This is a genomic window from Flavobacterium hiemivividum (assembly GCF_004349145.1).
Lineage (GTDB): Bacteria > Bacteroidota > Bacteroidia > Flavobacteriales > Flavobacteriaceae > Flavobacterium > Flavobacterium hiemivividum.
Genome location: NZ_SMFO01000008.1, coordinates 41,651 through 68,235, shown reverse-complemented (window position 1 = coordinate 68,235; position 26,585 = coordinate 41,651). Strand labels below are relative to the sequence as shown.

24 protein-coding genes are annotated in these 26,585 nt (G+C 34.7%); 13 read left to right on the top strand and 11 right to left on the bottom strand.

The features are described 5' to 3' along the window. Position 1 precedes the first annotated feature (1 nt). Together E0F98_RS11360 and E0F98_RS11355 are read right to left on the bottom strand one after the other, a co-directional pair. Positions 2–1,471: a phytoene desaturase family protein gene (locus E0F98_RS11360; protein WP_132111533.1), complete on the bottom strand. Its 1,470-nt coding sequence runs from the start codon at positions 1,469–1,471 to the stop codon at positions 2–4. A gap of 35 nt (positions 1,472–1,506) precedes the next feature. After that, positions 1,507–2,403, bottom strand: coding sequence for a MerR family transcriptional regulator (locus E0F98_RS11355; RefSeq protein WP_132111531.1), 897 nt, complete (start codon positions 2,401–2,403; stop codon positions 1,507–1,509). Between the two features lie 587 nt (positions 2,404–2,990). On the opposite strand from E0F98_RS11355, the gene E0F98_RS11350 reads away from it, so the two are divergent. From E0F98_RS11350 to E0F98_RS11330, 5 genes are all read left to right on the top strand, one after another. Continuing rightward, positions 2,991–3,614, top strand: a complete 624-nt coding sequence (locus E0F98_RS11350; RefSeq protein ID WP_132111529.1) for a phosphoribosyltransferase — start codon at positions 2,991–2,993, stop codon at positions 3,612–3,614. A 44-nt stretch (positions 3,615–3,658) separates the two neighbouring features. Further along, the gene (locus tag E0F98_RS11345) at positions 3,659–4,291 is read left to right on the top strand and encodes a dienelactone hydrolase family protein (protein ID WP_132111527.1); all 633 of its coding nucleotides are present in this window, start codon (positions 3,659–3,661) and stop codon (positions 4,289–4,291) included. Positions 4,292–4,438: 147 nt separating this feature from the next. Next, on the top strand, positions 4,439–5,122 hold the full coding sequence (locus E0F98_RS11340; RefSeq protein ID WP_132111525.1) for a nitroreductase family protein: 684 nt from the start codon (positions 4,439–4,441) through the stop codon (positions 5,120–5,122). Positions 5,123–5,159: 37 nt separating this feature from the next. Then, positions 5,160–6,050 carry a dienelactone hydrolase family protein gene (locus E0F98_RS11335; RefSeq protein WP_132111523.1) on the top strand — a complete coding sequence of 297 codons (891 nt, stop codon included), beginning with the start codon at positions 5,160–5,162 and terminating at the stop codon, positions 6,048–6,050. A 6-nt stretch (positions 6,051–6,056) separates the two neighbouring features. Beyond that, positions 6,057–6,926: a DUF808 domain-containing protein gene (locus E0F98_RS11330; protein ID WP_132111521.1), complete on the top strand. Its 870-nt coding sequence runs from the start codon at positions 6,057–6,059 to the stop codon at positions 6,924–6,926. 242 nt (positions 6,927–7,168) lie between these two features. On the opposite strand, the gene carB is transcribed toward E0F98_RS11330, so the two are convergent. Further along, positions 7,169–10,021, bottom strand: a complete 2,853-nt coding sequence (gene carB, locus E0F98_RS11325) for a carbamoyl-phosphate synthase large subunit (protein ID WP_132111519.1) — start codon at positions 10,019–10,021, stop codon at positions 7,169–7,171. A gap of 198 nt (positions 10,022–10,219) precedes the next feature. Further along, positions 10,220–10,381 (bottom strand): 50S ribosomal protein L34, encoded by a 162-nt coding sequence (gene rpmH / locus E0F98_RS11320; protein WP_074723512.1) that lies wholly within the window; start codon positions 10,379–10,381, stop codon positions 10,220–10,222. Between the two features lie 164 nt (positions 10,382–10,545). Between rpmH and E0F98_RS11315 the strand changes: the two genes are divergently transcribed. After that, the gene (locus E0F98_RS11315) at positions 10,546–11,061 is read left to right on the top strand and encodes a DUF2892 domain-containing protein (RefSeq protein ID WP_132111517.1); all 516 of its coding nucleotides are present in this window, start codon (positions 10,546–10,548) and stop codon (positions 11,059–11,061) included. A 176-nt stretch (positions 11,062–11,237) separates the two neighbouring features. Here the strand turns inward: E0F98_RS11315 and E0F98_RS11310 are convergent, their stop codons facing one another. Beyond that, positions 11,238–12,131, bottom strand: coding sequence for a lytic transglycosylase domain-containing protein (locus E0F98_RS11310; RefSeq protein WP_132111515.1), 894 nt, complete (start codon positions 12,129–12,131; stop codon positions 11,238–11,240). A 40-nt stretch (positions 12,132–12,171) separates the two neighbouring features. Next, complete coding sequence (locus E0F98_RS11305) at positions 12,172–12,846, bottom strand: alpha/beta fold hydrolase (protein WP_132111513.1); 675 nt, start codon at positions 12,844–12,846, stop codon at positions 12,172–12,174. 702 nt (positions 12,847–13,548) lie between these two features. On the opposite strand from E0F98_RS11305, the gene E0F98_RS11300 reads away from it, so the two are divergent. Then, positions 13,549–13,833, top strand: coding sequence for a GNAT family N-acetyltransferase (locus E0F98_RS11300; RefSeq protein WP_132111682.1), 285 nt, complete (start codon positions 13,549–13,551; stop codon positions 13,831–13,833). Between the two features lie 90 nt (positions 13,834–13,923). Here the strand turns inward: E0F98_RS11300 and E0F98_RS11295 are convergent, their stop codons facing one another. The 4 genes from E0F98_RS11295 to E0F98_RS11280 form a co-directional block, all read right to left on the bottom strand. Then, positions 13,924–15,558 (bottom strand): ABC-F family ATP-binding cassette domain-containing protein, encoded by a 1,635-nt coding sequence (locus E0F98_RS11295; RefSeq protein WP_132111511.1) that lies wholly within the window; start codon positions 15,556–15,558, stop codon positions 13,924–13,926. Positions 15,559–15,725: 167 nt separating this feature from the next. After that, positions 15,726–17,189: an alanine/glycine:cation symporter family protein gene (locus tag E0F98_RS11290; protein ID WP_132111509.1), complete on the bottom strand. Its 1,464-nt coding sequence runs from the start codon at positions 17,187–17,189 to the stop codon at positions 15,726–15,728. Between the two features lie 304 nt (positions 17,190–17,493). Continuing rightward, positions 17,494–18,669, bottom strand: a complete 1,176-nt coding sequence (locus E0F98_RS11285) for a GlmU family protein (RefSeq protein WP_132111507.1) — start codon at positions 18,667–18,669, stop codon at positions 17,494–17,496. Positions 18,670–18,829: 160 nt separating this feature from the next. Further along, positions 18,830–19,081 (bottom strand): type B 50S ribosomal protein L31, encoded by a 252-nt coding sequence (locus E0F98_RS11280; protein WP_132111505.1) that lies wholly within the window; start codon positions 19,079–19,081, stop codon positions 18,830–18,832. A gap of 234 nt (positions 19,082–19,315) precedes the next feature. On the opposite strand from E0F98_RS11280, the gene E0F98_RS11275 reads away from it, so the two are divergent. The 6 genes from E0F98_RS11275 to E0F98_RS11250 all read left to right on the top strand — a co-directional run bounded on the left by E0F98_RS11275 (position 19,316) and on the right by E0F98_RS11250 (position 25,809). Then, positions 19,316–19,858 (top strand): DUF4199 domain-containing protein, encoded by a 543-nt coding sequence (locus tag E0F98_RS11275; RefSeq protein ID WP_132111503.1) that lies wholly within the window; start codon positions 19,316–19,318, stop codon positions 19,856–19,858. Between the two features lie 3 nt (positions 19,859–19,861). Next, positions 19,862–20,821 (top strand): glycosyltransferase family 2 protein, encoded by a 960-nt coding sequence (locus E0F98_RS11270; protein WP_132111501.1) that lies wholly within the window; start codon positions 19,862–19,864, stop codon positions 20,819–20,821. Between the two features lie 47 nt (positions 20,822–20,868). Next, positions 20,869–21,360, top strand: coding sequence for an ORF6N domain-containing protein (locus E0F98_RS11265; RefSeq protein WP_132111499.1), 492 nt, complete (start codon positions 20,869–20,871; stop codon positions 21,358–21,360). A gap of 107 nt (positions 21,361–21,467) precedes the next feature. Then, positions 21,468–23,195, top strand: coding sequence for a phospho-sugar mutase (locus E0F98_RS11260; protein ID WP_132111497.1), 1,728 nt, complete (start codon positions 21,468–21,470; stop codon positions 23,193–23,195). Continuing rightward, the gene (locus E0F98_RS11255; RefSeq protein ID WP_132111495.1) at positions 23,195–25,024 is read left to right on the top strand and encodes an ABC transporter ATP-binding protein; all 1,830 of its coding nucleotides are present in this window, start codon (positions 23,195–23,197) and stop codon (positions 25,022–25,024) included. The genes E0F98_RS11260 and E0F98_RS11255 overlap by 1 nt, the downstream gene beginning before the upstream one ends. A gap of 83 nt (positions 25,025–25,107) precedes the next feature. Continuing rightward, complete coding sequence (locus tag E0F98_RS11250; RefSeq protein WP_132111493.1) at positions 25,108–25,809, top strand: DUF2971 domain-containing protein; 702 nt, start codon at positions 25,108–25,110, stop codon at positions 25,807–25,809. A gap of 14 nt (positions 25,810–25,823) precedes the next feature. On the opposite strand, the gene E0F98_RS11245 is transcribed toward E0F98_RS11250, so the two are convergent. Then, positions 25,824–26,543, bottom strand: a complete 720-nt coding sequence (locus E0F98_RS11245; RefSeq protein ID WP_132111491.1) for a hypothetical protein — start codon at positions 26,541–26,543, stop codon at positions 25,824–25,826. Positions 26,544–26,585 lie beyond the last annotated feature (42 nt).

The window sequence follows — 26,585 nt, the reverse complement described above, 5'->3', positions numbered from 1 at the left end:
TTTATTGTTCTAAAAATTGTTTATTAATCAAATCTGACACTAATTTTCCTGATATTAAAGCCGGAGGAACTCCTGGTCCTGGAACGGTTAATTGCCCCGTGAAATATAAATTAAGTACTTTTTTACTTTTCAGTTTTGGTCTTAAAAAAGCCGTCTGCAACAAAGTGTTTGCCATGCCGTAAGCATTCCCCTTATAAGAATTATATTCTTCAACAAAATCATTTTTACAAAACCCAATTTTAAAGATAATATTATTTTTTAAACTTTGCTGCGTCAACTGCTCAAAACGATCTATTATTTTATTGAAATACTCCTCTCTCAGCTCTTCTGAGTCATTGATTCCAGGGGCTAATGGAATAAGAAAAAAGCCAGACTCCATTCCTTCTGGAGCGGCAGTTTTATCAGTTAAAGAGGGAAAATTAGCATAAAACAAAGGATTCTTTGGCCATTGTGGTTCATCATAAATATCTTTTGCATGCTGATAAAAGTCAACATCAAAAAACAAGGCATGATGCGATATGTTTTCAATTTTTTTATCAAAACCTACATAGAATAATAAAGAGGAAGGGGCAAAAACGCGACTTTCCCAATATTTCTCTGAATAAGCACGATATTCCTTATCTAACAATGTTTCGGTATGATGATAATCAGCTCCGCTTAAAACCAAATCTGAGGTTATCTTTTCGCCGTTAACTATAATCGCTGTTGCTGTTTTATTTTCGACAATTATTTTTTCAATGTTAGAGTTGGTGTGAAATGTCACACCTAGTTCTCTTGCGAGGCTTTCCATAGCTCGCACGACGTCAAACATTCCTGTTTTTGGATGCCAAGTTCCCATTCCGAAATCAGCGTAATTCATAAAGCTATAAAAAGAAGGCGTATCGGATGGTTTTGCTCCCAGAAACAACACAGGAAATTCAAGAATTTGAATTAGTCTTTCGTTTTTAAATTTCTTGCGTACATCACGGCTAATATTGCTAAAAAACTGCCCTATTTTCTTAGTTGTTTCGACTGTTACAAGTTCTAAGGGAGAAACACCAGGACGATACACTAAGTCTTTAATAGCGATGTCATAATTACTTTTTGCCTCGGTTATAAACTCGTGCAAGACTTTCCCACTTCCTTCTTCGATAGACTCAAAAGTAGCTTCGATTTCTGCTAAATTATCGGCGATTGCAATAAATTCATTTTCACCAAAATACACCCGATATGCAGGAGACAACTTTATAAGCTCATAATAATCTGATGTCTTCTTGCCAAAATCAGCAAAGAAACGATCGAAAACATCTGGCATCCAGTACCAACTTGGTCCCATATCAAATGTAAAACCGTCCTTCTTTAACTGTCTTGCTCTACCTCCAATGGTAGCATTTTTCTCAAAAACCACAACTTTGTGACCTGCTTTGGCTAAATAGCAAGCGGCAGACAAAGCTGAAAATCCCGAACCGATAATTGTAATATTTTTTCTCATTTGTTTAGCAAATATACAAAATGATTAAACAAAAACTATATTTTCTCAATTAATTCCGCAATAGAATTAAAAACGACTATTCTATCTGAAAGATATTTTTTGTCGATAAACTGTGTTAACCTGCCTGTGTACCATAGTTCAGTACTTTCATCTACTAACTGATTTGTCATTTCTACTATATAATCATTAATAGCACTCAGCTCTGGCTGAACCGTTAAATAAGAAACAAACACAATAGAATTGAAATGCTTTTTTAGATCTTTTAAGTTATCAATGGGCATACTTTCTCCTAAATATATCGTTTTATAGCCTCTGTATAAAATTTCGTAATTCAAATACATTAACCCTAGTTCATGTATTTCATTCATAGGAAGTGAAAGTACAAAAACCTTATCTAATTGTGTTGGCCTAACTAACTGTAGTTTTTCTGTATTGACCAAGAGCTTTTGTTGAACGAGACAACTAATAAAATGTTCGTGAGCCGGAGTAATAGTATCCGTCTGCCACAATAAACCTAACTCTTCCAGCAATGGAATAAATACTTGATGAAAAATTTCTTTGAATGATTTTTCTTCGGATAGCCAATTGTAGGTATTTAAAAAAAGCTCTTGATCAAAATTCATCATCGCCATTTTAAAAGCAGTAATGGCGTGGTTTTTTGCACTCTTTGAAGATACAATTTCACGCACCATCTGCGGAATTTCCGCTTCTGGATAAGCAGAAATTTTGGATATTTTATATCCGTAATCATGTAATAAAGTAATGTTCAACAGTTTTTGCAAACTTGCCAAATCATATAATCTTATATTGGTATCTGTTCGCATAGGCTGCAGCACATTATACCTTTTTTCCCAAATACGTATGGTATGTGCTTTTATGCCTGAAAGATTTTCGAGGTCTTTAATGCTAAATACATTTTTTATATTGTTCATTATTTATCCATATTTATTAAACAAATATAGGTTATTTATTTTAAACCTGAATAAAAGCTTCAAAACTATCTACTTAGTTATACTTTATTATTGAATCAATTCATCTTTTCTAAAGCCAAAAATAGTTTTCAACCTAGTATAAATTATATTCTAGTAGTTTGATAATTTCCTAAACTGTACTATTTAGACCACAAGTAATTGACAATAAAATAGTTAGATAAAAATGTATGAGTATTATTATTTTTTAATTAACTTTGATATGCAAGTTATTTATAGCTAATAATTAATTTCACTAACTATAAAAAACAATGTACTCCCCTTATCTATTGCATCATAATGCAGCCTCATTTTGTTTGTTTCTTAACACATAACAACCCAGACAATGGAATCTATATCCACAAATCATTTTTGGCAATTTGCCATACCTTATTGGTTTAAAAAGAAGCAGAGCAGTCTGATAGCATTACCAGAAAAGCCAAACTGCTAAATTTACCTTCGCTTTAAACTAGCACCCTTAAATTCATAAACAACTACCAATCAGTTAATTTACAAATAAAAAAGATGTTGTTTTTATTAAAAACTATTCTATGTACAACTCGATTTTTAAAAACCGAACGGAAGCCGCAATTTTACTCGTAGAAAAATTAAAAAAGTACAAAAACAGTAATTCGGTTGTACTGGCATTACCGAGAGGAGGCGTGCCCCTTGGATCGGAAATTGCAAAAACATTACAATTGCCTTTAGACATCGTTCTTTCAAAAAAAATAGCGCATCCTTCTAATAAAGAATTTGCCATTGGTGCCGTTTCACTGGATTCTACTATTCTAGATGAACATCCGGAAATTGATAAAATTTATATAGAAAATGAAATTATCAGACTCCAAAATGTACTGCGGGAAAAATACAAACTTTACAGAGGCGATCGCAAACCCATTGAGATCAAAGGTAAAAATACCATACTTGTAGATGACGGCATCGCCACAGGAAACACCTTATTAGTAACTTTAGAAATGCTACGAAAACAGGGTGCTGCTAAAATTATTGTCGCCGTTCCAGTACTGTCGTACAATACTGTCACTATCATTGAAGATCAAACTGATGAATTCCACTATCTAATAGCCTCCAAACATTTCAAAAGTGTAGGCGAGTTTTATGAAGATTTTCGACAAGTGGACGACGAGCAAGTAATCCAAATACTGAATACAAGCTAACCAAATCAAATAACAACTAAACTATTATTCTAAGATTAGAAATCATGAAAAAACTAGAAATTGATATCCCACTAACTTCAGCGATATTAAAAGGAGATCTAACAATTCCTATGGGAGCAACAGGAATTGTAGTTTTTTCTCATGGAATTGGCAGCAGTCGTTTTAGTACCAGAAACAGAATGGTGGCAGAGCTACTTCAAAAACAGAAAATAGGCACTTTATTGTTAGATTCATTAACGGACGAGGAAAATAGCGTCTACGAAAATAGATTTAATATCGACCTTTTAACCAGCCGATTGATAGAAACTACAGAATGGCTTGTCAATTACAGTGAGGTAAATGGATTACCCATCTGCTATTTTGGAGCTAATACGGGAGCAGCTTCGACAATACGAGCAGCGGCTTATTTTGGAGATACTATAAAAGCAGTAGTTTCTCGTGGTGGTAGACCTGATTTAGCCTCGAATGCTTTGCATCAGGTGACCGCTCCGACATTACTAATTGTGGGCGGCGAGGATATACCAATAATCGAAATGAATAAAAGGGCTTACGACGAATTGCATTGCGAAAAAGAAATGAAAGTTATTACAGACGCTACCCATCTGTTTGAAGAACCAGGGAAACTTTTCGAAGTCGCTAATTCGGCAATAACATGGTATACTAAGTATTTGCACTAATTATAATGAAAACTTTTAAACCAACGATCCACGAAAATCCCAGTCACGGTATTTTTTTGATTTTTGCTTAAAAATGTACTTGAACTGTACATTTAACACTATTACTCATAATTTTATTTATATTTGATAATAGGAAAAAAAGTCAAAATGCCAGATAAAAAAATAATTGAAGATTACCCCTATATCCGTTATAGCAAAGTCATGCTTTCTGACCAAGAAATGCGCGAGCGTTCTCATTTTTTTTTCGAAGCAATGGACAGCAGACGTTCCGTAAGGGAATTTTCAGACAGCCCTGTTCCTAGAGAGGTGATTGAAAATCTTATTAAAACCGCTTCTGCGGCACCGTCTGGAGCACATAAACAGCCTTGGACTTTTTGTGTGGTCGAAAATCCCGAAATCAAAAAACAAATTCGCATCGCTGCCGAAGAGGAAGAGTTCGAAAGTTACGAATCCCGCATGTCCAGCGATTGGATAGAAGATTTAAAACCTTTAGGGACCGATTGGCGCAAGCCTTTTCTAGAAACCGCACCTTATCTTATTATCGTTTTTAGACGTATCTATGAATTAGATTCTGACCAGAAAAAGAAAAACAATTATTATGTTCAGGAAAGTGTCGGTATAGCCACCGGATTTTTGCTAGCAGCAATACATAATGCAGGTTTAGTTTCTTTAACCCACACTCCTAGCCCGATGAACTTCCTCACCAAAACATTAAACCGCCCTGCAAATGAAAAACCCTATCTTTTGATTCCCGTGGGTTATCCAGCCAAAGAATGCTGGGTTCCCGATTTAAAAAGAAAAGGACTCGAGGATATTTGTGTTTTCTATTGATTGAAACAAAAGCATACCTTTATAAAAAGTTAGCATTATGAAAAAATTAACCAAAGAAGATATCAGTCAGGAAGTATTTGACTTATATGACGACTACGCCCATAATAAAATTGACAGAAGACGGTTTGTTGAAAAACTGTCCTTGTTTGCCGTAGGAACTCTTACCCTGCCATCTTTATTGAGTTTTATGACTCCTAATTACCTAGACTCGATTTTGATAAAACCGGAAGATCCTAGATTGAACTCCCAATTTATTGCCTACGATTCCCCGAAAGGCGGAGGAAAAATAAATGCGCTTTTATCCCAACCATCTAAGTCGAAAAAAAAGTTACCGGGAATCATTGTGGTGCATGAGAACCGCGGACTGAATCCTTATATCGAAGATGTAGGCCGAAGAGCGGCGATTGACGGATTTATAACGCTCGCACCAGACGCTTTATCTCCATTGGGCGGTTACCCAGGAAATGACGATGACGGTCGCGAATTACAAAAAAAACGAAACCGAGAGGAAATGCTCGAAGACTTCATAGCCGCCTACGAATACCTTAAAGCTCATAAAGATTGTAATGGCCAAATAGGTGTTGTTGGATTTTGTTTTGGAGGTTGGATTGCCAATATGATGGCAGTAAAAATTTCAACATTATCCGCGGCAGTTCCCTATTATGGCGGACAACCGACTGCTGAAGAGGCTGAAAACATTAAAACACCTCTTATGATACATTATGCAGGATTAGACAGCCGAGTAAATGAAGGTTGGCCTGCCTATGAAATCATTCTTAAAAGGAACAAAGTAGAAAATACTGCTTATACTTATCCTGGCGTCAATCATGGTTTTCACAATAATACTACGCCGCGATATGATGAAGCGGCAGCCACACTATCGTGGACTCGAACAATTGATTTTTTTAAAGATAAACTAAACAAATAATAAAGTATGGCATCAGGAATTTTCGCGCTGTTAGACGATATCGCAGCACTTATGGATGACGTTGTGGTAATGAGTAAAATAGCCACCAAAAAAACAGCAGGTATATTAGGTGACGATTTAGCCGTTAATGCCGAAAAAGCATCTGGATTTGTTTCCTCCAGAGAAATACCGGTGTTATGGGCCATAACGAAAGGCTCGTTTTTAAACAAATTGATTATTTTACCGCTCGCATTTCTACTGAGTTATTTTCTTCCATCGTTAATCACTGTTATACTATTACTTGGTGCTATTTACCTTGCTTATGAAGGTGCCGAAAAAATATATGAATATGTAATTCCTCACGAACATGCAGTAGAAAAAATTAATACCGCACCACTAAGCGACGCGGAGATATTAGCACTTGAAAAAGGGAAAATAAAATCGGCTATAGTAACTGATTTTATATTATCAGTCGAAATCGTGATCATCGCCTTGGGAACGGTATTGGGGAAACCCACTATCACACAAATCCTGGTAGTTACTTTTATTGCTATTATAGCCACCGTAGGGGTTTATGGAATTGTAGCACTTATTGTTCGAATGGATGATATGGGAGTTCTATTAATGACAAAGAAAAGTAAAATATCAAAATTGACGGGGAACTTCTTGATACAAGCACTTCCCATAGTAATCAAAAGTCTAGCCGTTATAGGTACTTTGGCACTTCTATTAGTCGCGGGTGGAATTTTTGTGCACAGTATTGAACCTGTTCATCATTTATTACAAAGCCTACCTTCGATAGTGGGAGAATTTATCGCAGGATTAGTAGGCGGAATTCTTGCATTGTTGGTTGTGAACGTATTTAAAAAATTATTTGGCAAAGCGAAAACTAGTTAATGAAAATGGGAATTGATACGAACCAGTAAAGAAAAGGCTTCAAGTAATTAATAGAACATAACTTAATCTCTGTTTTATAGTTATAATGTTCATTCTGCAAACTTATCATTCCAGTGAAGAAGGAATCACATAACTATTTTAATGCGATTCCTTCGTTCCTCGGAATGAACAAAATACCACATTTTTTTACTCCATAAAAAAAGCCACTCGATTGAGTGGCTTTTCTGTATATTAATTCAAGCTTATTTGCTCAAATACATTTTTCTTCTTGAGTACAATTCGTAGAATTGATCGTCTTTCAGATCATCAATAAAAAGGATGCTTTCTCCTGTTGATTTCATTTCTGGTCCTAATGCCTTGTTTACATTGTGGAACTTGCTGAAAGAGAAAACCGGTTGTTTGATTGCATATCCTTTCAACTGTGGGTTGAAAGTAAAATCAGTTACTTTATTGTGACCTAGCATTACTTTGGTCGCATAGTTCACATAAGGCTCTCCGTATGCTTTTGCAATAAACGGTACCGTACGAGATGCTCTAGGGTTAGCTTCGATAATATAAACGATATCGTCTTTTATCGCAAACTGTATGTTTATTAAACCTACGGTTCTTAAGCCCAGTGCTATTTTCTTAGTATGGTCTTTTATTTGTTGCATCACAAATTCACCAAGGTTAAACGGTGGCAATGTGGCGTTACTATCTCCAGAGTGTACTCCGCATGGTTCAATGTGCTCCATAATTCCTATGATATACACATTTTCTCCGTCACAAATCGCATCCGCTTCCGCTTCTATCGCACCATCAAGATAGTGGTCTAAAAGCAATTTATTTCCTGGAATTGTCTTCAATAAATTAACAACATGCTCTTCAAGTTCTTGCTTGTTGATTACAATTTTCATTCCTTGACCACCCAACACATAAGAAGGACGAATCAATAATGGGAAGTCCAGTACATCAGCCAAAGCAGAAGCTTCATCAGCTGTTTCAGCAATTCCGAATTGTGGAAAAGGAATATTCAATTCCGTAAGCAATTCAGAAAAACGACCTCTGTCTTCGGCTAAATCCAAAGCGTCGAAGCTAGTTCCTATAATTTTTATTCCGTATTTAGATAATTTCTCAGCTAATTTCAAAGCCGTTTGTCCACCTAATTGTACGATTACACCTTCTGGTTTCTCATGTTGGATAATATCGTAGATATGTTCCCAGAAAACCGGTTCGAAGTATAATTTATCAGCTGTATCAAAGTCAGTCGAAACTGTTTCTGGATTACAGTTAATCATGATAGTTTCATAACCACATTCTTTCGCAGCCAAAACTCCATGCACACAAGAATAATCAAATTCGATTCCTTGCCCAATTCTATTTGGACCTGACCCAAGAACGATTATTTTCTTTTTATCAGTAACAATACTTTCGTTGTCTACGTAACGTGTTCCATCAGCCTTTTCTATTTCAGCTTCAAAAGTCGAGTAGTAATAAGGTGTTTTTGCTTTAAATTCGGCCGCACAAGTATCCACTAATTTGAAGACACGATTGATATTCATTGTCATTCTCAACGTGTGAACCTGACTTTCAAGACAACCTACCATGTGTGCAATTTGTCTGTCGGCAAAACCTTTTTGTTTCGCTTCTAGTAAAAGTTCTCGTGGCAAGTCTTCTACTTTATAAGTAGAAATTTCTTTTTCTAAAGTTTGAAGTTCTTCATATTGTTTCAAGAACCACATATCGATTTTAGTAATTTCATGGATACGGCTCAAAGGAATTCCCATGGCAATCGCATCATAAATTACAAAAACACGATCCCAACTCGCATGAGTTAGTTTATCGATAATTTGTTCGTAGTTTGTATATCCTTTTCCGTCAGCTCCTAAACCATTTCTTTTTATTTCTAATGATTGAGTGGCTTTGTGTAAAGCTTCTTGGAACGAACGTCCAATCCCCATTACTTCACCAACAGATTTCATTTGAAGTCCCAAAGTTCTGTCAGCTCCTTCGAATTTGTCGAAGTTCCAACGCGGTATTTTTACAATTACATAATCTAAAGTCGGTTCGAATAAAGCCGAAGTTGATTTTGTAATTTGGTTTTGTAATTCATCTAGGTTGTATCCCAAAGCTAGTTTAGAAGCAATTTTTGCAATTGGATAACCAGTTGCTTTAGACGCTAATGCAGAAGAACGAGACACACGAGGGTTAATTTCGATTGCTACTATATCTTCTTTTTCGTCAGGAGAAACGGCAAACTGCACGTTACATCCACCTGCGAAGTTTCCGATACTACGCATCATCAAAATTGCGTAGTCACGCATTTTTTGGAATGTTGGATCTGATAACGTCATCGCTGGCGCCACAGTGATTGAATCTCCAGTATGAATTCCCATTGGGTCCATATTTTCAATAGAACAGATAATTACAACATTGTCGTTTTTATCTCTCAAAAGCTCCAACTCATATTCCTTCCATCCCATTAAAGCTTTATCAATCAACACCTCATGAATAGGTGAAGCTTCTAAACCTCTGGTTAAAAGTTCGTCAAAATCTTCTTTCTTATAAACAATAGCGGCTCCGGTACCTCCAAGAGTAAAAGAAGGACGTATTACTAAAGGAAAACCAAATTCTTGTGCAATTTCTTTTCCTCTAAGGTAAGAAGTACATATTTCTGCTGGTGCCGATGGCACTCCAATTTTTTGAAGCAATTGTTTGAATTGCTCTCTATCCTCGGTAATATTAATGGCGTTTACATCAACACCTATCATTTTTACTCCGAAATCCTGCCAAATCCCTTTTTCATCAGCTTCTAAACACAAGTTCAAAGCTGTTTGTCCACCCATAGTAGGTAACACAGCATCGATTTGTGGATGTGCTTTCAAAATTTCAATTATCGACTTAGTCGTTAGGGGTTTCAAGTAGATATGATCGGCCATGGATGGGTCGGTCATAATCGTTGCTGGATTCGAATTTATAAGGATTACTTCAATTCCTTCCTCTCGGATAGAACGTGCTGATTGTGATCCTGCATAGTCAAATTCGCAAGCTTGACCAATAACAATAGGTCCTGATCCTATTATTAAAACTGATTTGATGGATGTGTCTCTTGGCATTGTAGTGTAGTTATTGTGTAATTTGTTGTTTTACTTTTAGCCCCGATTGTCGTGAAAATCCTTTTTATTTTTTCTTTAAAAATAAAAAGATTGCAACAAAAAGCGGGATTAGCTTCTAAAAAAATAATAATTTAACGACAAGGTATAAAAAAAGGCGATACTAAAAAAAGTAACGCCTTATCTATGTTTATACAAACATTATTTTTTGTGTCTTGGTTCGCAAGAAACAGTCAATTTATGTCTTCCTTTAGCTCTTCTTCTAGCAAGAACTTTTCTTCCATTCGGAGTCTCCATTCTGTCCATGAATCCGTGCTTATTTCTTCTTTTTCTTTTCGATGGTTGAAACGTTCTTTTGCTCATTGCTTTGTATCTTTAAAATCTTATTTATATGTCTTCTCGTTTTTGAGTATCTGTTACCCTAAAACCGAGTGCAAATATACAAAGACTTTTTTTCCTCACAAGTAGTTTTGTAAAAATATTTTCATTTCATTTTACTATATTTGCCTTCATAAATCAAACACACTATGTTTCACAAGAATATTAAACTTATTATCGCCGGACTTATCGCAATTACTGGCATTTGGCAATTTACTGAAAACAATATTGGGAATGGAATTTTCCTTTTATTATTGACCTCGATTCCAATTTTCCTTTACTTCAAAAACGAATTCATCTTATTAGCGTTCTTAAAACTAAGAAAACAAGATTTTGAAGGAGCAAAAAAATGGCTAACATTCATTAAAAATCCAGAAACGGCCTTAGTAAGAAAGCAACAAGGATACTTTAATTACCTACACGGAATCATGCTTTCGCAAACAAATATCAATCAAGCAGAAAAATATTTCAAAAAAGCAATCGAACTTGGATTGTCTATGGATATGGATTTGGCTGTTGCCAAATTAAATCTAGCTGGAGTTGCGATGTCAAGAAGAAGAAAGCTAGAAGCAACCAATCTGTTGAATGAAGCAAAAAAACTAGACAAGCAAGGTATGCTGAAAGAACAAATCACAATGATGAAAGGTCAGATGAAAAAGATATAATTTAAAAAAGGGCAAAATGGATTCATTTTGTCCTTTTTTACTTTAATTCCCTCAGGAAATAAAGCCTTAAATAAAGCAGCTTCGCAATTTCTATCTATCAATAGATCTGCGAAGCTGCTTCTTTTTATTCGAATAAGAAAATAGCTTTGAACTGCTTTCTTATTTATCATGCCAACTTAATATCCCCTCAGCGGAATTTCGATCGTGTACTTTTTATTGGTTGGATTTTCTAATTTTCTATCTCGAAGCCAAGGATTGTGAATCTTCAAAATCTTATAGTTTATTCCCTGCGCTTTTGCAAAATCAGCTAAGTCCAGAATTGTACTATCCACGACAATTTTTCTAGTTGGCAATAAGGGATACAATTCTTCTTTAGCCAATGAGAATCCGTATTTATCAGGATTTTTCATAATTTCCTTCAATGCTAGAATGCGAAATACGTAACGAGACGTTTCTTCGGTAAGAAGTAAATCATAATAATTGGATTCTTTTTGAATGTCTATTTGTTTGTTTACACCTGCTATTCCGCCATTATATGAAGCTGCAGCTAGTGTCCAAGTTCCAAATTTTGCTTTGGCATTCAACAAATAACTGCAGGCAGCCTGGGTCGACTTCTCTAAACTGTAGCGTTCATCTACAAAATCATTCACTTCCATGCCTCGTTCCTTGGCCGTTTCAGGCATAAATTGCCATACTCCTCTGGCACCAGCACCAGATACTGCATTTACTAAACCACTTTCGATAACCGGTAGGTACTTAAAATCATCTGGGACTCCATTTTTCTTGAGAATGGGCTCAATAACAGGAAAAGCGCGGTTCGCTCTTTTTATAGCCAAAATAGTTGAAGCATGAAGGTTGATATTCACAATCAATTCTCGATCTAGACGTTCTTTGACATCCGAAACTTTCAGTGGTGTTGCTTCTCCAGCAAAATTAGCAGCGGCTGGAAAATAGGACGATGTATATTCTTTGTCTAACTTATCTTTTGACGCATGAGTAGTCGCAAAAATTAATAAACCGCTTACAATAACCACTGTAATGATGACACTTATTTTCTCTATTCTTTTCATTTTATTCATTTTTTAGTGTTTTCGTTTCTGGAAACAACAATCAGTCGGCGCTTGTCTTTGTTTCTAAAATAATAGCAGCTAGGTTAGCGTTGAACCACCTGTATTTATTCAAAATCATAATATGAGTTCCGCCCTTTATCACCTTACATTCTTTAATATACTTTATTGGAAAAACATCGTCTAAATCACCATGAATATGAACTACATTTTCGTCAGCGACCGTTTGATCCCAAAGAATCACTTTCTCTACCGCCCATTCTAAATACCCAATATCGCGAACCGACAGGAATTTTTCATATAATTTTAGTCGATGATTGATCTTTGCGCCAAAGGAAAACTTAGCTAAATTCTCTAAATTCAATATCAAACTCATCGGGATTAGTTTATAAGCCTTAGTCGTTTTGGCAATTTTCAACCTTCGAGGAAACTCTAAATTGCTTTTTACGCTCGAAATAATAATTACTTTTCTAGCGTCAATATGTTTAGCCATCTCTTGAACTAAAATACCACCAAACGAAACACCGATTAAAACCGGATTTTCTTCTTTGATTTTATTGGTCATTCTCTTAGCATAGTCTACCAATGATTCCTTCGACAGCGGAATTTCCCATTCTAGAAGATGTACTTCAAAGTCAGCTTCGGGAAGTTTGATTCTCTCAAAAATCGTGGCACTAGCCGCTAATCCAGGCATAAAATAAACGGGGATTTTACTCATAATTACGTTTCATGTTATAACAACAAATTTCCTATAAAATTAATTTTTTTATCTCAACTCCCTTCTAAACACGATCGATATTATCATTAAATTATGACAACAACTTAGTACAACTCTAAAAGGGAAGTGAGATTGCATTAAAAACGAGCTAAAATTTGTTTAATTCTCTTTTCGATATTTATATTATAGCTGCCTATTACAACTAATATCAAAAATTGAGTAGCAAAAGCTGAAATACTGAACTTGATACCTCATCAATATTAACATCTGAAAATACAGCAAAGACTTGAATTTCCTACCGTAGAGAAGGCCACAACAAAGATAGAAGTTAAAATAATATGATACTGATAATCAATTAAATACCTTTGCAAAGGTACTTTTACTAAAAAATACAAAGCCCTAAACACATTATAGTGTCACTAATAAAACTTTTTGATCTGCAAATTTTTAAAAATATCACAACCAAAATTCGAAATATAGCAGCGCCCACCCCACACTCGACGCTTAGCAGACTCATGAAGTTTAAAAATTCGATTACTAGGGACAATTAGAGAAATAAATACTTTTTACTAATTAAAAACAGAAACTAAATATAAATACTATTGGCTGTGACGCCAATGAATCTTCAGTAAAACACACGAGAGAAACACGCTTCATTCATAAATAAAAAAAATAAACAATATGGAACATTCTATTAGCATTCTGGAAATCAAAGACAATACTTTCGCAAGACAATTTGAAACTATAGTAGAGGAAGGATTAGTTTCAATTGAATATTCTTTTCAGGAAAAAAAGATATTCTTAACCAGAATAAATACTCCTGAGGAATTTGAAAATGAAGAATTTGTTTCTCAGTTTCTATCTGAAATTATGGCAATAGCCATTGAACGAAAATTAAAAGTAGTTCCAATACTTCCAAAAATCGTAGTTTTCTTCAAAAAGAATCCTGTTTACAAAGAACTACTTCCACCCGGAATTAGACTTTAAAAAACTATAAAATCAAACTGCCCCCAAAAAGCAAAGTGCTATTTGGGGGCAGTTTATTAATTATTTTATTCGAAAATTTCTTCGAAATAACTATTTCTCTATTTCCTTCATGCTATCCATTTTCTTATGTGCTAAGAAACCAGTGATATCTTCAAAATGCTCCACTACTCTTTTGTTTCCAAATTCGAAAACTTTAGTTGCTAGTCCGTCAAGGAAATCCCTATCGTGAGAAACCAAGATCAAAGTCCCGTCAAAATCACGTAAGGCATCTTTAATAATATCTTTGGTTTTCATATCTAAGTGATTTGAAGGCTCATCCAGAATCAACAAATTAACTGGTTCAAGCAATAATTTTATCATTGCTAAACGCGTTTTCTCACCACCTGAAAGTACTTTTACTTTTTTGGTCACGTCATCTCCATGAAACATGAAAGCTCCTAAAATATCTTTAATTTTAGTTCGAACATCACCAACAGCAATATCATCGATAGTTTCAAAAATAGTAGCATTTTCATTTAATAACGAGGCTTGGTTTTGTGCAAAATACCCAATTTGGGCATTGTGTCCTATTTCAAGACTTCCGCCATCGATACCTATTTCTTTCATGATTGCTTTAATCATGGTCGATTTTCCTTCTCCGTTTTTACCAACAAAAGCCACTTTTTCGCCTCTTTCGATTACAATATTTGCATCCTTAAAAACGACATGATCTCCATACGATTTAGACAAATCTTTTACAATAACAGGATATTGTCCCGAGCGAACTGCCGCAGGAAACTTTAATTTCAATGCCGAAGTATCAACTTCATCAACTTGCACGATAACTAACTTTTCTAGCATCTTCACTCGCGATTGAACTGCATCAGTTTTAGAAAACGTCCCTTTAAAACGGTCGATAAAAGTTCTATTGTCGGCAATCATACGTTGTTGTTCATCGTATGCTTTTTGCTGATGAATACGTCTGTCTTTACGCAACTCTAAATAATGAGAATATTTAGCTTTGTAGTCATAAATACGTCCCATCGTCACTTCGATGGTACGATTTGTAATATTATCTACAAATGCTCTATCATGGGAAATCACTACAACTGCTTTGGCCGAATTAATCAAGAAATCCTCTAACCATTGAATACTTTCAATATCCATGTGATTGGTAGGCTCATCCAGCAAAATTAAATCTGGTTTTTGCAAAAGAATCTTCGCCAACTCAATTCGCATTCTCCATCCTCCTGAAAACTCAGAAGTTTGACGCGTAAAGTCTTCGCGAACAAAACCTAAACCTATTAATATCTTCTCTACTTCAGCTTCATAATTCACCTCTTCGATCGCATAGAATTTCTCACTTAAGTCAGAAACTCTTTCGATCAATTTCATGTAAGCATCGCTTTCATAATCAGTCCGAATAGTCAACTGCTCGTTGATTTCATCTATCTCTGCTTTCATTCCAAAAATTTCACCAAATGCCTTAGAAGTTTCCTCCATAACAGTAGCTCCATCTGATGTCAATAAATGCTGTGGCAAATAAGCTACTACAGCATCTTTTGGCGCAGAAATATTTCCTGTTGACGGTTTACTTTGACCTGCAATAATCTTAAGAAGCGTAGACTTTCCTGCTCCATTTTTACCCATTAGGGCAATCTTATCATTTTCATTAATAGCAAAAGAAACATCGCTAAAAAGTGTAGTTCCACCAAACTGGACTGAAATATCGTTAACTGTAATCATTGTTTTAAGTTAGAGATTAGAAACTAAAGGTTGCAAGAATTTGAATACCTAAAATTTAAAAGTGCAAAGATAGATTAATTAAGTAATTTGTTTACTATAAAACAAAAGCTTCTAGAAACGGAATTAAATTCTGATCTCTAGAAGCTTTCAAAAATCTAAAACTACTACTAAACGTCTTTATTTTTGTGTATTGTATTCCAAATATGTGCATTTGAAACTCCAATATCTTCTGGATTAAAAACAGGATCTTTACCTGCTTTTCGTTGCTTTTCATAATCTTTCAAGGCAGCTAAAGCAGGTCTTTGCAGCAGAATTATAGCAATAATATTAAACCAAGCCATCAATCCAACTCCTATATCTCCAATATCCCACGCTAATTTTGCCTGATTGACAGAGCCGTACATAATTACAAGCATCATAATTATTTTAAGTATATAATTATAGATTGGCGATTCAAATTTTCTAGTCAAATAAGAAATATTAGTTTCTGCAATATAATAATACGCTAATATTGTTGTGAAGGCAAAGAAAAACAAAGCTATTGCCACAAAATAAGACCCAAAACCTGGAAAAACACTATCCATGGCGCTTTGCGTATATCCAGGACCAACTGCAATATTCTGAGCACCAGAATACAAAAATTCAGATGCGCCACCCGTTCCGAAAGCTGGGTTATGAACATTGTATTTTCCAGTCATCAGCAACATGAATCCAGTTGCAGAACACACTAACAAAGTATCAATATAAACTGAAAAAGACTGCACCAAACCTTGCTTGACAGGATGCGAAACATTTGCAGCAGCGGCAATATGTGGAGCCGTTCCCTGTCCTGCTTCGTTAGAATAAATTCCTCTTTTTACTCCCCATTGAACCGCTAAACCAAAAACAGCACCAAAACCAGCTTCCATATTAAAAGCACTTTTGAATACCAACATAATAACATCAGGTAGTTGTTGAATATCAGCAATTATAATCACGACGGCGATAAGCATATAGCCAATTGCCATAAAAGGAACTATATACTCAGTAAACTTTGCAATTCGTTTTACACCACCAAAGACAATAGCAGCAAATATCAAAACAACCCCAATTCCCGTAATCCAAGTATCTAATTGAAAGGCATTTTTGATTCCGTCAGCAACTGAGTTTGCTTGAACTCCAGGCAACAAGACACCCGCCGAAATAACTGAAACGATCGCAAACAAAACACCAAACCATTTCACCCCTAAACCTCTTTCTATATAAAAAGCAGGTCCACCACGGAATTCACCCAAATGTTTCTCCTTGTAAATTTGAGCCAAAGTAGCTTCGACAAAAGCAGTACTCGCTCCTAAAAAAGCCACTAACCACATCCAAAATAAAGCTCCAGGTCCACCAAAAGCAATTGCCGTGGCCACTCCTGCAATATTTCCGGTACCTACTCTACCGGCCAAAGACATTGACAATGCCTGAAATGAAGAAACTCCAGATTCTGTGCTTTTTCCATCAAATAGCAAACGGAACATTTCCTTGAAATGACGCACTTGTAAAAAGCGTGTTCTGATCGAAAAATAAAGTCCCGTACCTAAACACAAAATGATTAATGCATTACTCCATACTATGTCATTTAACATCCCAACAACTTCTTCCATATATTTGCTTTATTTATAATTATCATAAAACCAACAAAACAATCGTTTCATTAATAATTTTTGATAAAACTATAACATACTGATAAAAAAAACTAACTATATACTTTATAAAAAAAATAAAAAGCATTAATAAGCTAAAAATCAAGCTCTAATAAAAAAAACTTTTTTTACATTAAAACAGCACTATTAACAATAATAACCAATAAAATAAGATTTTACCCCAAAAATAAAAGCATAAAAAAAACTGCCTCATTATAATAAACGAGGCAGTTTTTCTTATGCGAACTTGTAAAGTACTAATTCTTTACTCTTTTCTCCATTTTCTTGTTTCTTCAAAAACATGTTCTAAAATTGCGGCCTCTTTTTCGTCAAACTCCATATTTCTTCGACTCAAAACGATTCTTGCTGTCTCAAATGCTTTTTTAGTTAAGTAAGTGGTAAAACCAGCAGCGCCACCCCAAGAAAAACTAGGAATAAAATTGCGAGGGAATCCAGTTCCAAAAACATTAGCACTTACCCCAACTACCGTTCCGGTGTTAAACATGGTATTAATTCCACACTTACTGTGATCTCCCATCATCAAGCCACAAAACTGCAATCCAGTTTTAGCAAAACCTTCCGTTTCATAACTCCACAACTTCACTTCTTCGTAGTTGTTTTTTAGATTTGAATTATTAGTGTCAGCACCTAAATTACACCATTCACCAATAACTGAATCACCAAGATAGCCTTCATGTCCTTTATTCGAATGAGCAAAAAGCACCGTGTTTTTTACTTCACCACCAATTCTTGAATAAGGCCCTACTGTTGTAGCGCCGTAAACCTTAGACCCCATCTTTACCGATGCATTTTCACACAAGGCAAAAGGTCCACGAATAGCAGTGCCTTCCATAATTTCAGAATTCCTACCAATATATATAGGACCAGTAGATGCATTTAAAGTTACGAATTCTAAGCTAGCTCCTTCTTCAATAAACACATTTTCAGGAGCGATTACATTAACACTTTTTGGAATTGGTTTTGATTTTCTATTTGCAGTCAAGAATTCAAAATCCTCCCGAATAGCGGCATCATTTTTTGAGAAAATATCCCAAGTACGCATTACTGTTATACAATCTTCATTATATTTAATAATCTCATAAGAATCGAAATCTACTTCTTCTTGATTTTCATCCGTAAAAAAAGCAACAACTTCTTCTCCTTTAAATATAGCCTGATTTGCTTTTAGATTACCGATCATTTCCACTAGAACAACATTAGGAAGAAAAGAAGCATTAATCATCACATTCTCCTCTAATTCGACCATTGGATATTTATCTGACAAATACTCCTCGGTTAAGGTTGTGGTGGTAGATCCTAGATGCATTTCCCATTTTTGACGAATTGTCATAATCCCAATAAGGATATCAGCAACGGGACGCGTAAAGGTAAAAGGCAATAAAGCATTTCGGGCTGGACCGTCAAAAAGTATGTAATTCATATAAAATTTATTTAATGATGCGGTTATTTATCATTTTATAGTTTAATTCTAAAAATCGCTCTTTTAATACAATTGCAGCAAAGTTACAAAGTTTTCAAAAAAAAGAACAAAAAAGCCTCCCACATTGGAAGGCTTCAATAAATTTTGAAAACAAGTTAAATTATTTAACGTGTTTAGCGTATTTAGTTTTGAATTTATCAATACGTCCTGCAGTATCGATAAGTTTGTTTTTTCCTGTGTAAAAAGGGTGAGAAGTTCTAGAGATCTCTAATTTTACAACTGGGTATTCAACACCATCAACTGTAATTGTCTCTTTTGTCTCCGCAGCAGATTTAGTGATAAAAACGTCTTCATTTGACATGTCTTTAAATGCTACTAATCTGTAATTTTCTGGGTGCGTACCTTTTTTCATCTTTTTTATTTGTTTGGTTATAACTTGTTTTGAAGCTTTTCTTTCGACAGAAAAGGTGTAAACTCATTATAACTTTTTGTTTTACACTATTATTTTGAGACTGCAAATTTACACTTATTTTTCAATAAACAAATCTTTGTTTTCATTTTTTTTATTAAATTGTAAAAACTGTTTTTTATAGCCCAATATATTGGGAATTACTATATTTGTGCATTAATAAATATATAGGTATCTATGGAAAAAAGTACATCCCCCGGTAAATCTGGAATATTATATGGAATAGCGTTTGGCGTTATAATGATTCTCGAATTTGTAATTATGTATATTATAGGAATGCGATCCTTAGTAGGAACTAGCGCCGGAGTGATTGTCAATATTGCTAATTACCTTGTACTGCCGTTAATATTCATATATTTAGGATGTATCAACTACAAGAAAAACTTAAATAACGGATTCATTTCCTATGGTGAATGTCTAAAAACGGGAGTTGCTATCGCTTTTATAGCTGGACTAATTTATGGTCTTTTTAGTATTGTTTTTAATCTTATTTTTCCCGAGTTTCTTAATGAGATGATTTCAATTACCAAAGATGATATGATTAGACAAAACCCTAACATCACCTCTAAAGATATGGAGATGGGTATTGAAATGATGAAAAAATTCTCAAATCCATTAATTGTCTTACCTGTCACACTTGCAATGTATTCTTTTATTGGGTTATTATACTCGCTAATTGTTGGTGCCATTGTAAAAAACCAAAATCCTCAAAGCCTTTAATTAATGAATTTATCCATACTTATACCTCTTCTTAACGAAGAAGAGTCCCTTAAAGAGCTTTATACTTGGATTGTTAAAGTAATGCAATCCAATAACTACACCTACGAAATCATCTTTTTAGATGATGGAAGCAATGACAATTCTTGGTCGATTATCGAAGAATTTGCCTCTGAAAACCCATATGTAAAGGGAATACGTTTCATGAGAAACTTTGGTAAATCCCAGGCTTTACATGCTGGTTTTGCTAAAGCCAAAGGTGATGTTATTATCACAATGGATGCTGATTTACAAGATAGCCCTGAGGAAATTCCGGGTCTTTATAATATGATTACTTCTCAAAACTTTGATTTAGTTTCAGGTTGGAAAAAAAAGCGCTACGATTCTGTGGTTGCAAAAAACCTACCTTCAAAGCTATTCAATTGGGCAGCTAGAAAAACATCTGGAGTAGAGCTGAATGATTTCAATTGTGGGTTAAAAGCCTATAAAAATATAGTAGTAAAGAACATCGAAGTTTCGGGTGAAATGCACCGATACATTCCTGTCTTGGCAAAGAATGCCGGTTTTGGAAAGATCGGAGAAAAAGTGGTACAGCACCAAGCTCGAAAATATGGAGAAACTAAATTTGGAATGGAACGTTTCATTAATGGATTTCTAGATTTAATTACGATTTGGTTTCTGTCTCGATTTGGAAAAAGACCAATGCATTTATTTGGAGCCATGGGATCACTAATGTTTATTATCGGTTTTTTACTGGCAGGATACATTGGAATATCAAAACTATACCACATGTACAACGACATGCGCTATAGCCTAGTTACTGACAACCCTTGGTTTTTTATTGCCTTAACCACTATGATATTAGGTACACAATTATTTTTGGCAGGATTTCTTGGCGAAATAATTTTACGTACAAAGAGTAACGAAGAGCGTTATAAAATTTCTGGCGAGCTTAATTTTTTGTAAATTGGTTTTCTTAATGTAAAAGTTGATTATTAGACAAACAGTCTCACATGGAAATCGAAGTAATTAAAAATAAAATTTTTGAAATTCGAGGGCAAAAAGTAATGCTTGATTTTGATTTAGCTCAACTTTACGAAACAAGTACTAAAGTTTTAAAACAAGCTGTCCGAAGAAACATCAATCGGTTTCCAGATGATTTCATGTTTGAATTGGCTCCAATCGAATTAGAAAGTTTGAGGTCACAAATTGTGACCTCAAACCGAGGAGGACTAAGATATATGCCCTTTGCATTTACGGAACAAGGAGTTGCAATGTTATCAAGTGTACTAAACAATGAAAAAGCAATTGAGATTAATATTGCCATAATTCGTAGTTTTGTTTCTTTACGAAAATTCGCCTTAAATTATGAAGAACTTACCAAAAGGCTAACGGAAATTGAAAATCAATTTCCAGATATTTACAAAGCACTAAACTATCTGGTAGACAAAGATACCGACGCCAACAAAAATAAGGATAGAAATAAAATAGGTTATAAAAAATAATTATCCAAACCAGCTAACTAGCACAGGCAGTAAAGACGCAGACGCTTCGGTGCGAAGCAGAATCAACTGCTGATTTCTAAAACAATAAAAGTTAAAACATATAAAAAATGGAAATTAAAGAAAACATTTTGAATGCGGTAAACGAATGGCTTACACCAACCTTTGACGCAGCAACACAGCAAGCAGTCAAAGAATTAATAGCTGGTTCTCCAAAAGAACTAGAAGAAAGTTTTTATAAAGATCTAGAATTTGGAACTGGTGGAATGCGCGGTGTAATGGGCGTTGGAAACAACCGAATCAATAAATACACACTTGGAAAAAGTACACAAGGACTATCTGATTATTTACTAAAAACCTTTCCTAACCAACCTATAAAAGCTGCTATCGCTTATGATTGCCGTCACGACAGTGATACTTTAGCAAAAGTGGTTGCCGATGTTTTCTCTGCAAATGGTATCGAAGTGTTTTTATTTTCAGAACTGAGACCTACACCAGAGTTGTCATTTGCTGTTAAGCACTTAGGATGTCAGTGCGGAATTGTACTTACAGCTTCTCACAATCCTCCTGAATATAACGGATACAAAGTATATTGGGAAGATGGCGGACAAATTGTTCCTCCACAAGACGGAGCTATTATCGATGGAATCGAAAAACTAAACTTCGATCAAATTAAGTTTGATGCTAATGAAGCTTTAATTCATTATGTAGGAAAAGAAGTAGATGCCGCTTTCATAAAATCATCTATTGAAAATGCAAGCTTCAACACTCCCACTGAAGCAAAAGAGAACCTAAATATCGTTTTCACCTCTTTACACGGGACTTCGATAACTTTAGTTCCTGACACTTTAGCTCAAGCTGGTTATACCAATGTTAATATTGTTCCTGAACAAGCAGTTCCGAATGGTGATTTTCCAACTGTTAAATCTCCAAATCCAGAAGAACCGGAAGCATTAGCAATGGCAACGGCACTATCTGATAAGATAAATGCAGATATTGTTATCGGGACAGATCCTGATTGCGATCGTTTAGGTGTTGCTGTTCGAAATAATGAAGGACAGATGACTTTATTAAACGGAAATCAAACAATGATTTTGATGACTGCTTTTTTATTGGAAAAATGGAAAAATGCAGGCAAAATAAATGGTAAACAATTTGTTGGCTCAACGATTGTTTCCACGCCTATGATGATGGAACTAGCGACAAGCTATGATGTAGAATGCAAAATTGGTTTGACTGGATTTAAATGGATCGCAAAAATGATCAATGACTTTCCAGAGCAGGAATTCATTGGTGGTGGTGAAGAAAGTTTTGGTTATATGGTAGGAGATGCCGTGCGTGATAAAGACGCTGTTGCAGCTACCTTATTAATTTGTGAAGTTGCGGCTCAAGCCAAAGCTAAAGGAAGTACGGTGTACAAAGAATTACTACAATTGTATGTAGACCACGGTTTCTACAAAGAATACTTAGTTTCAATCACCAAAAAAGGAATGGAAGGATTGCAAGAAATCAACCAAATGATGATTGATTTGCGCGAAAACCCCTTGAAAGAAATTAGTGGGCAAAGAGTTATAATTGTCGAAGACTACCAATCATCTATCGCTAAGAATTTATTAGACGGATCAGAAAGCACAATGGATCTTCCAAAATCGAATGTCCTTATTTATTACACCGAAGATGGATCAAAAATATGTGCCAGACCAAGCGGAACCGAGCCAAAAATAAAATTCTACATCAGTGTGAATACTTTCTTAGATTCTGTTGACGACTTTAAAGAAGTAGACGCAATTTTAGATCAAAAAATTAAGAATATAATTACAGCAATGCAATTGAACTAATGGATAAAAGTTTATTAAAATTAATTCCTTATACAAAACCGTATAAGTCACATATCATTTGGAATGTGGTATATAATATTTTGTATGCCTTGTTTAGCACTATTTCTATGCTTACCCTCCTTCCTGTACTTGAAGTGCTTTTTGGAAAAACAAGGGCGGTATTAACTAAACCTGTTTACACTGGAATAGGAGAAATAAAACAATTTGGTACTGATTATATGTATTATCAAATTTCCTCACTAACAAAGGACAACAGTATCCAAGTTGCCTTATTGTTCGTGGTCTTAATGGTAATTACAACATTCTTACTTAAAAACTTATTCAATTATTTAGCATCGCATCATATCATGCATCTCAAGAATGGTGTTTTGAGAGATTTGAGAAAATCAATGTATAAAAAAATCATAGACTTGCCTATTTCCTTCTATTCTGAAAAAAGAAAAGGAGATATTATGGCTCGAATGCTAGGTGATGTCAATGAAGTGCAAAACTCCTTTTTCTCTATTTTAGAATTAGTTGTAAAAGAACCGCTTACCATTATTTTTGCGCTAGTAACGATGTTTATTATAAGCACAAAACTAACTTTATTTGTTTTGATTTTCATGCCTATTTCTGGATGGATCATTTCGAAACTAGCCAAAAACCTGAGAGCGCAATCATTACAAGCGCAAAAGGAAAGCGGAATGTTAATTTCTATTGTTGATGAAACTTTAGGCGGATTAAAAGTGATTAAAAGCTATAATGCAGAGCCTACTTTTAAAAATAGATTTAATGATTCGGTAACACGATTATTAAATTTAACAAACAGCATAGGAAGTAGAAACAATTTAGCCACACCATTAAGTGAGTTTCTGGGGGTAACAACCATAGCCGTTTTACTTTTTTATGGCGGTAATTTAGTTCTAATAGACAAAACCTTAGACGGATCGGCTTTTATCGTTTATCTAACTTTGGCATTTAATATTCTTACGCCTGCTAAAGCGATCTCTAAAGCTTCGTATTCCGTAAAAAATGGGTTAGCCGCTGCAGAACGTGTATTTGAAGTTCTAGAAGTAGAAAACGAAATTACATCTAAAGAAAATGCCGTTGTAAAAAACACTTTCGAATCTGATATAACAATCAAAAATATCAATTTCAAATACGAAGATGAAAAAGTGCTAAAAGACTTTTCACTCCAAGTTAAAAAAGGACAAACCGTTGCCTTAGTAGGTCAATCTGGAAGTGGAAAAAGTACAATCGCTAATTTACTAACTCGTTTTTATGATGTTAATGAAGGTACAATAACCATTGACGGAATAAGCATAAAAGACATGAACTTGCAGTCACTTCGTGGGTTAATGGGACTCGTTACCCAAGACAGCATTTTATTTAATGACACGATAAAAGCTAATATCTTAATAGGAAAGATCGATGCCACAGATGACGAAATTATAGAAGCTTTGAAAATCGCTAATGCTTATGAATTTGTAAATGAATTACCTAACGGAATTCACACCAACATTGGCGACAGCGGAAATAAACTTTCTGGAGGTCAAAAACAAAGACTTTCTATCGCACGTGCTGTTTTGAAAAACCCTCCAATTATGATATTGGACGAAGCGACTTCAGCTTTGGATACCGAAAGTGAAAAATTTGTGCAAGTTGCTTTGGAGAATATGATGCAAAACAGAACTTCCATTGTAATCGCACACCGTCTTTCGACTATTAAAAATGCAGATGTTATTATAGTGATGAAAAAAGGAAAAATTGTAGAGCAGGGATCGCATGACGAATTAATTGCACTAGAAGGAACGTATAATAAATTAGTTTCGCTACAGTCGTTTGAATAATGATTGTTGCTTTTAAATTTAAGGTTTACCAATTGTGTACAACCTATAAATTATTCCGTTTTTTAGATATTTAAATAAAAAGAATGTACCATACCAATCCAAATATTAATCTCCCTGAAGATCCAGACACCATTGTTTGGAAGTATTTGGATTTGTCTAAATTTTTGGATTTGTTAATGTCTAAAAAGCTATTCATGTCGCGATCTGACAAATTTGAGGATCAATATGAAGGTACATTTAGCGAACCCACATTCGAAGAAATTAAAAAATTATCGATCGACAACCCCGACTTTTTAAAGTTCTACAAAGAACAACGCGAAAAAGTAGCGATTAGTAGTTGGCATATAAATGAGTATGAATCCTTCGCTATGTGGCAAATATTCACGCAAAACACCGAGGGACTTGCTATACAATCCACAATAGGCCGATTGCAGAAAGCACTTGCTCCCGAGAACAATTACAAGCAGTTTATTGGCGAAGTGAATTATATCGATTACAAAAAAGAATACATCCCCTTTGACGATATGTTCTTTCCGTTTTTGTTCAAGCGAAAAAGTTTTCAGTACGAGCGCGAAGTACGAATTATCTCAGACGTGGCCGAAAGTACTATTACCTTAAATGATGGTTTAAAAATAAATGTAAATCTTGATCAGTTGATCGAAAAAATATATATTCACCCAAAATCAGAAAACTGGTATAAAAACCTAGTAATCCAACTGGTAAAGCAACTGGGCTTTGATTTTAAAATTGAAAAATCTGATTTAGAGAGTGATATCTTGATTTAAGATTTCGTTTTAATCTATATTGGCTCGTAGTTGGTTACTTTCCATTCACTACTTAACAAATCGATGTAATTATATTGTACCACATCATTTTTATCAAACTGTCCGTTTTTATTGGTATCTTCTACTGTTCTAAAATACAAACGACTTTTAGATTCTATTAAATTCCAGTCAATCAATTCCTGAAAATCTGCTGATACTTTTGTAAATCTTTTTCCGCTAATATCGCTTAAGTACAAGCATTTTATATCACTGCTATCCAGTTTTCCATCTCTATTTGTGTCTGTATCAAACATGGTATAAACCATAATTTGCTTCTTAATTCTATCAGAAATGGGCTTTAAATAAGTAGCTGTTTGAATTAAGGCAGGTTTATCTGTTAACGGTCGTATCGAATCAGAATCGGTTTTTTGAAATTTCAAATTTTGCAAGTAACCGGTAATCTCATTTTCTCCATAGTTCGAAATTGTGAAACTCAGATCAATTACACTTGAAGATCCGTATCTCGCTTTTGTTCCTCTTTCATACACTCTCAAATCCCCAACTGGATGAATCAAATAATCAGTCCCTTCCATCTGAATAGGCAAGTCAGAAATAGCTACTTGAGTCGAATCTACCTTAGTAGTTCCTTTTCCTTTTACAGTATCATAAATGACTTTTGGCTTTTCGACCTCCTTCTTGCAGCTGGCTAAAACTAACACAATACTACTTAATAAGGCTATATGTAAATTTTTCATAAAGATGTAATATTAAAATAAATCCAAATGTAATGAATTTTA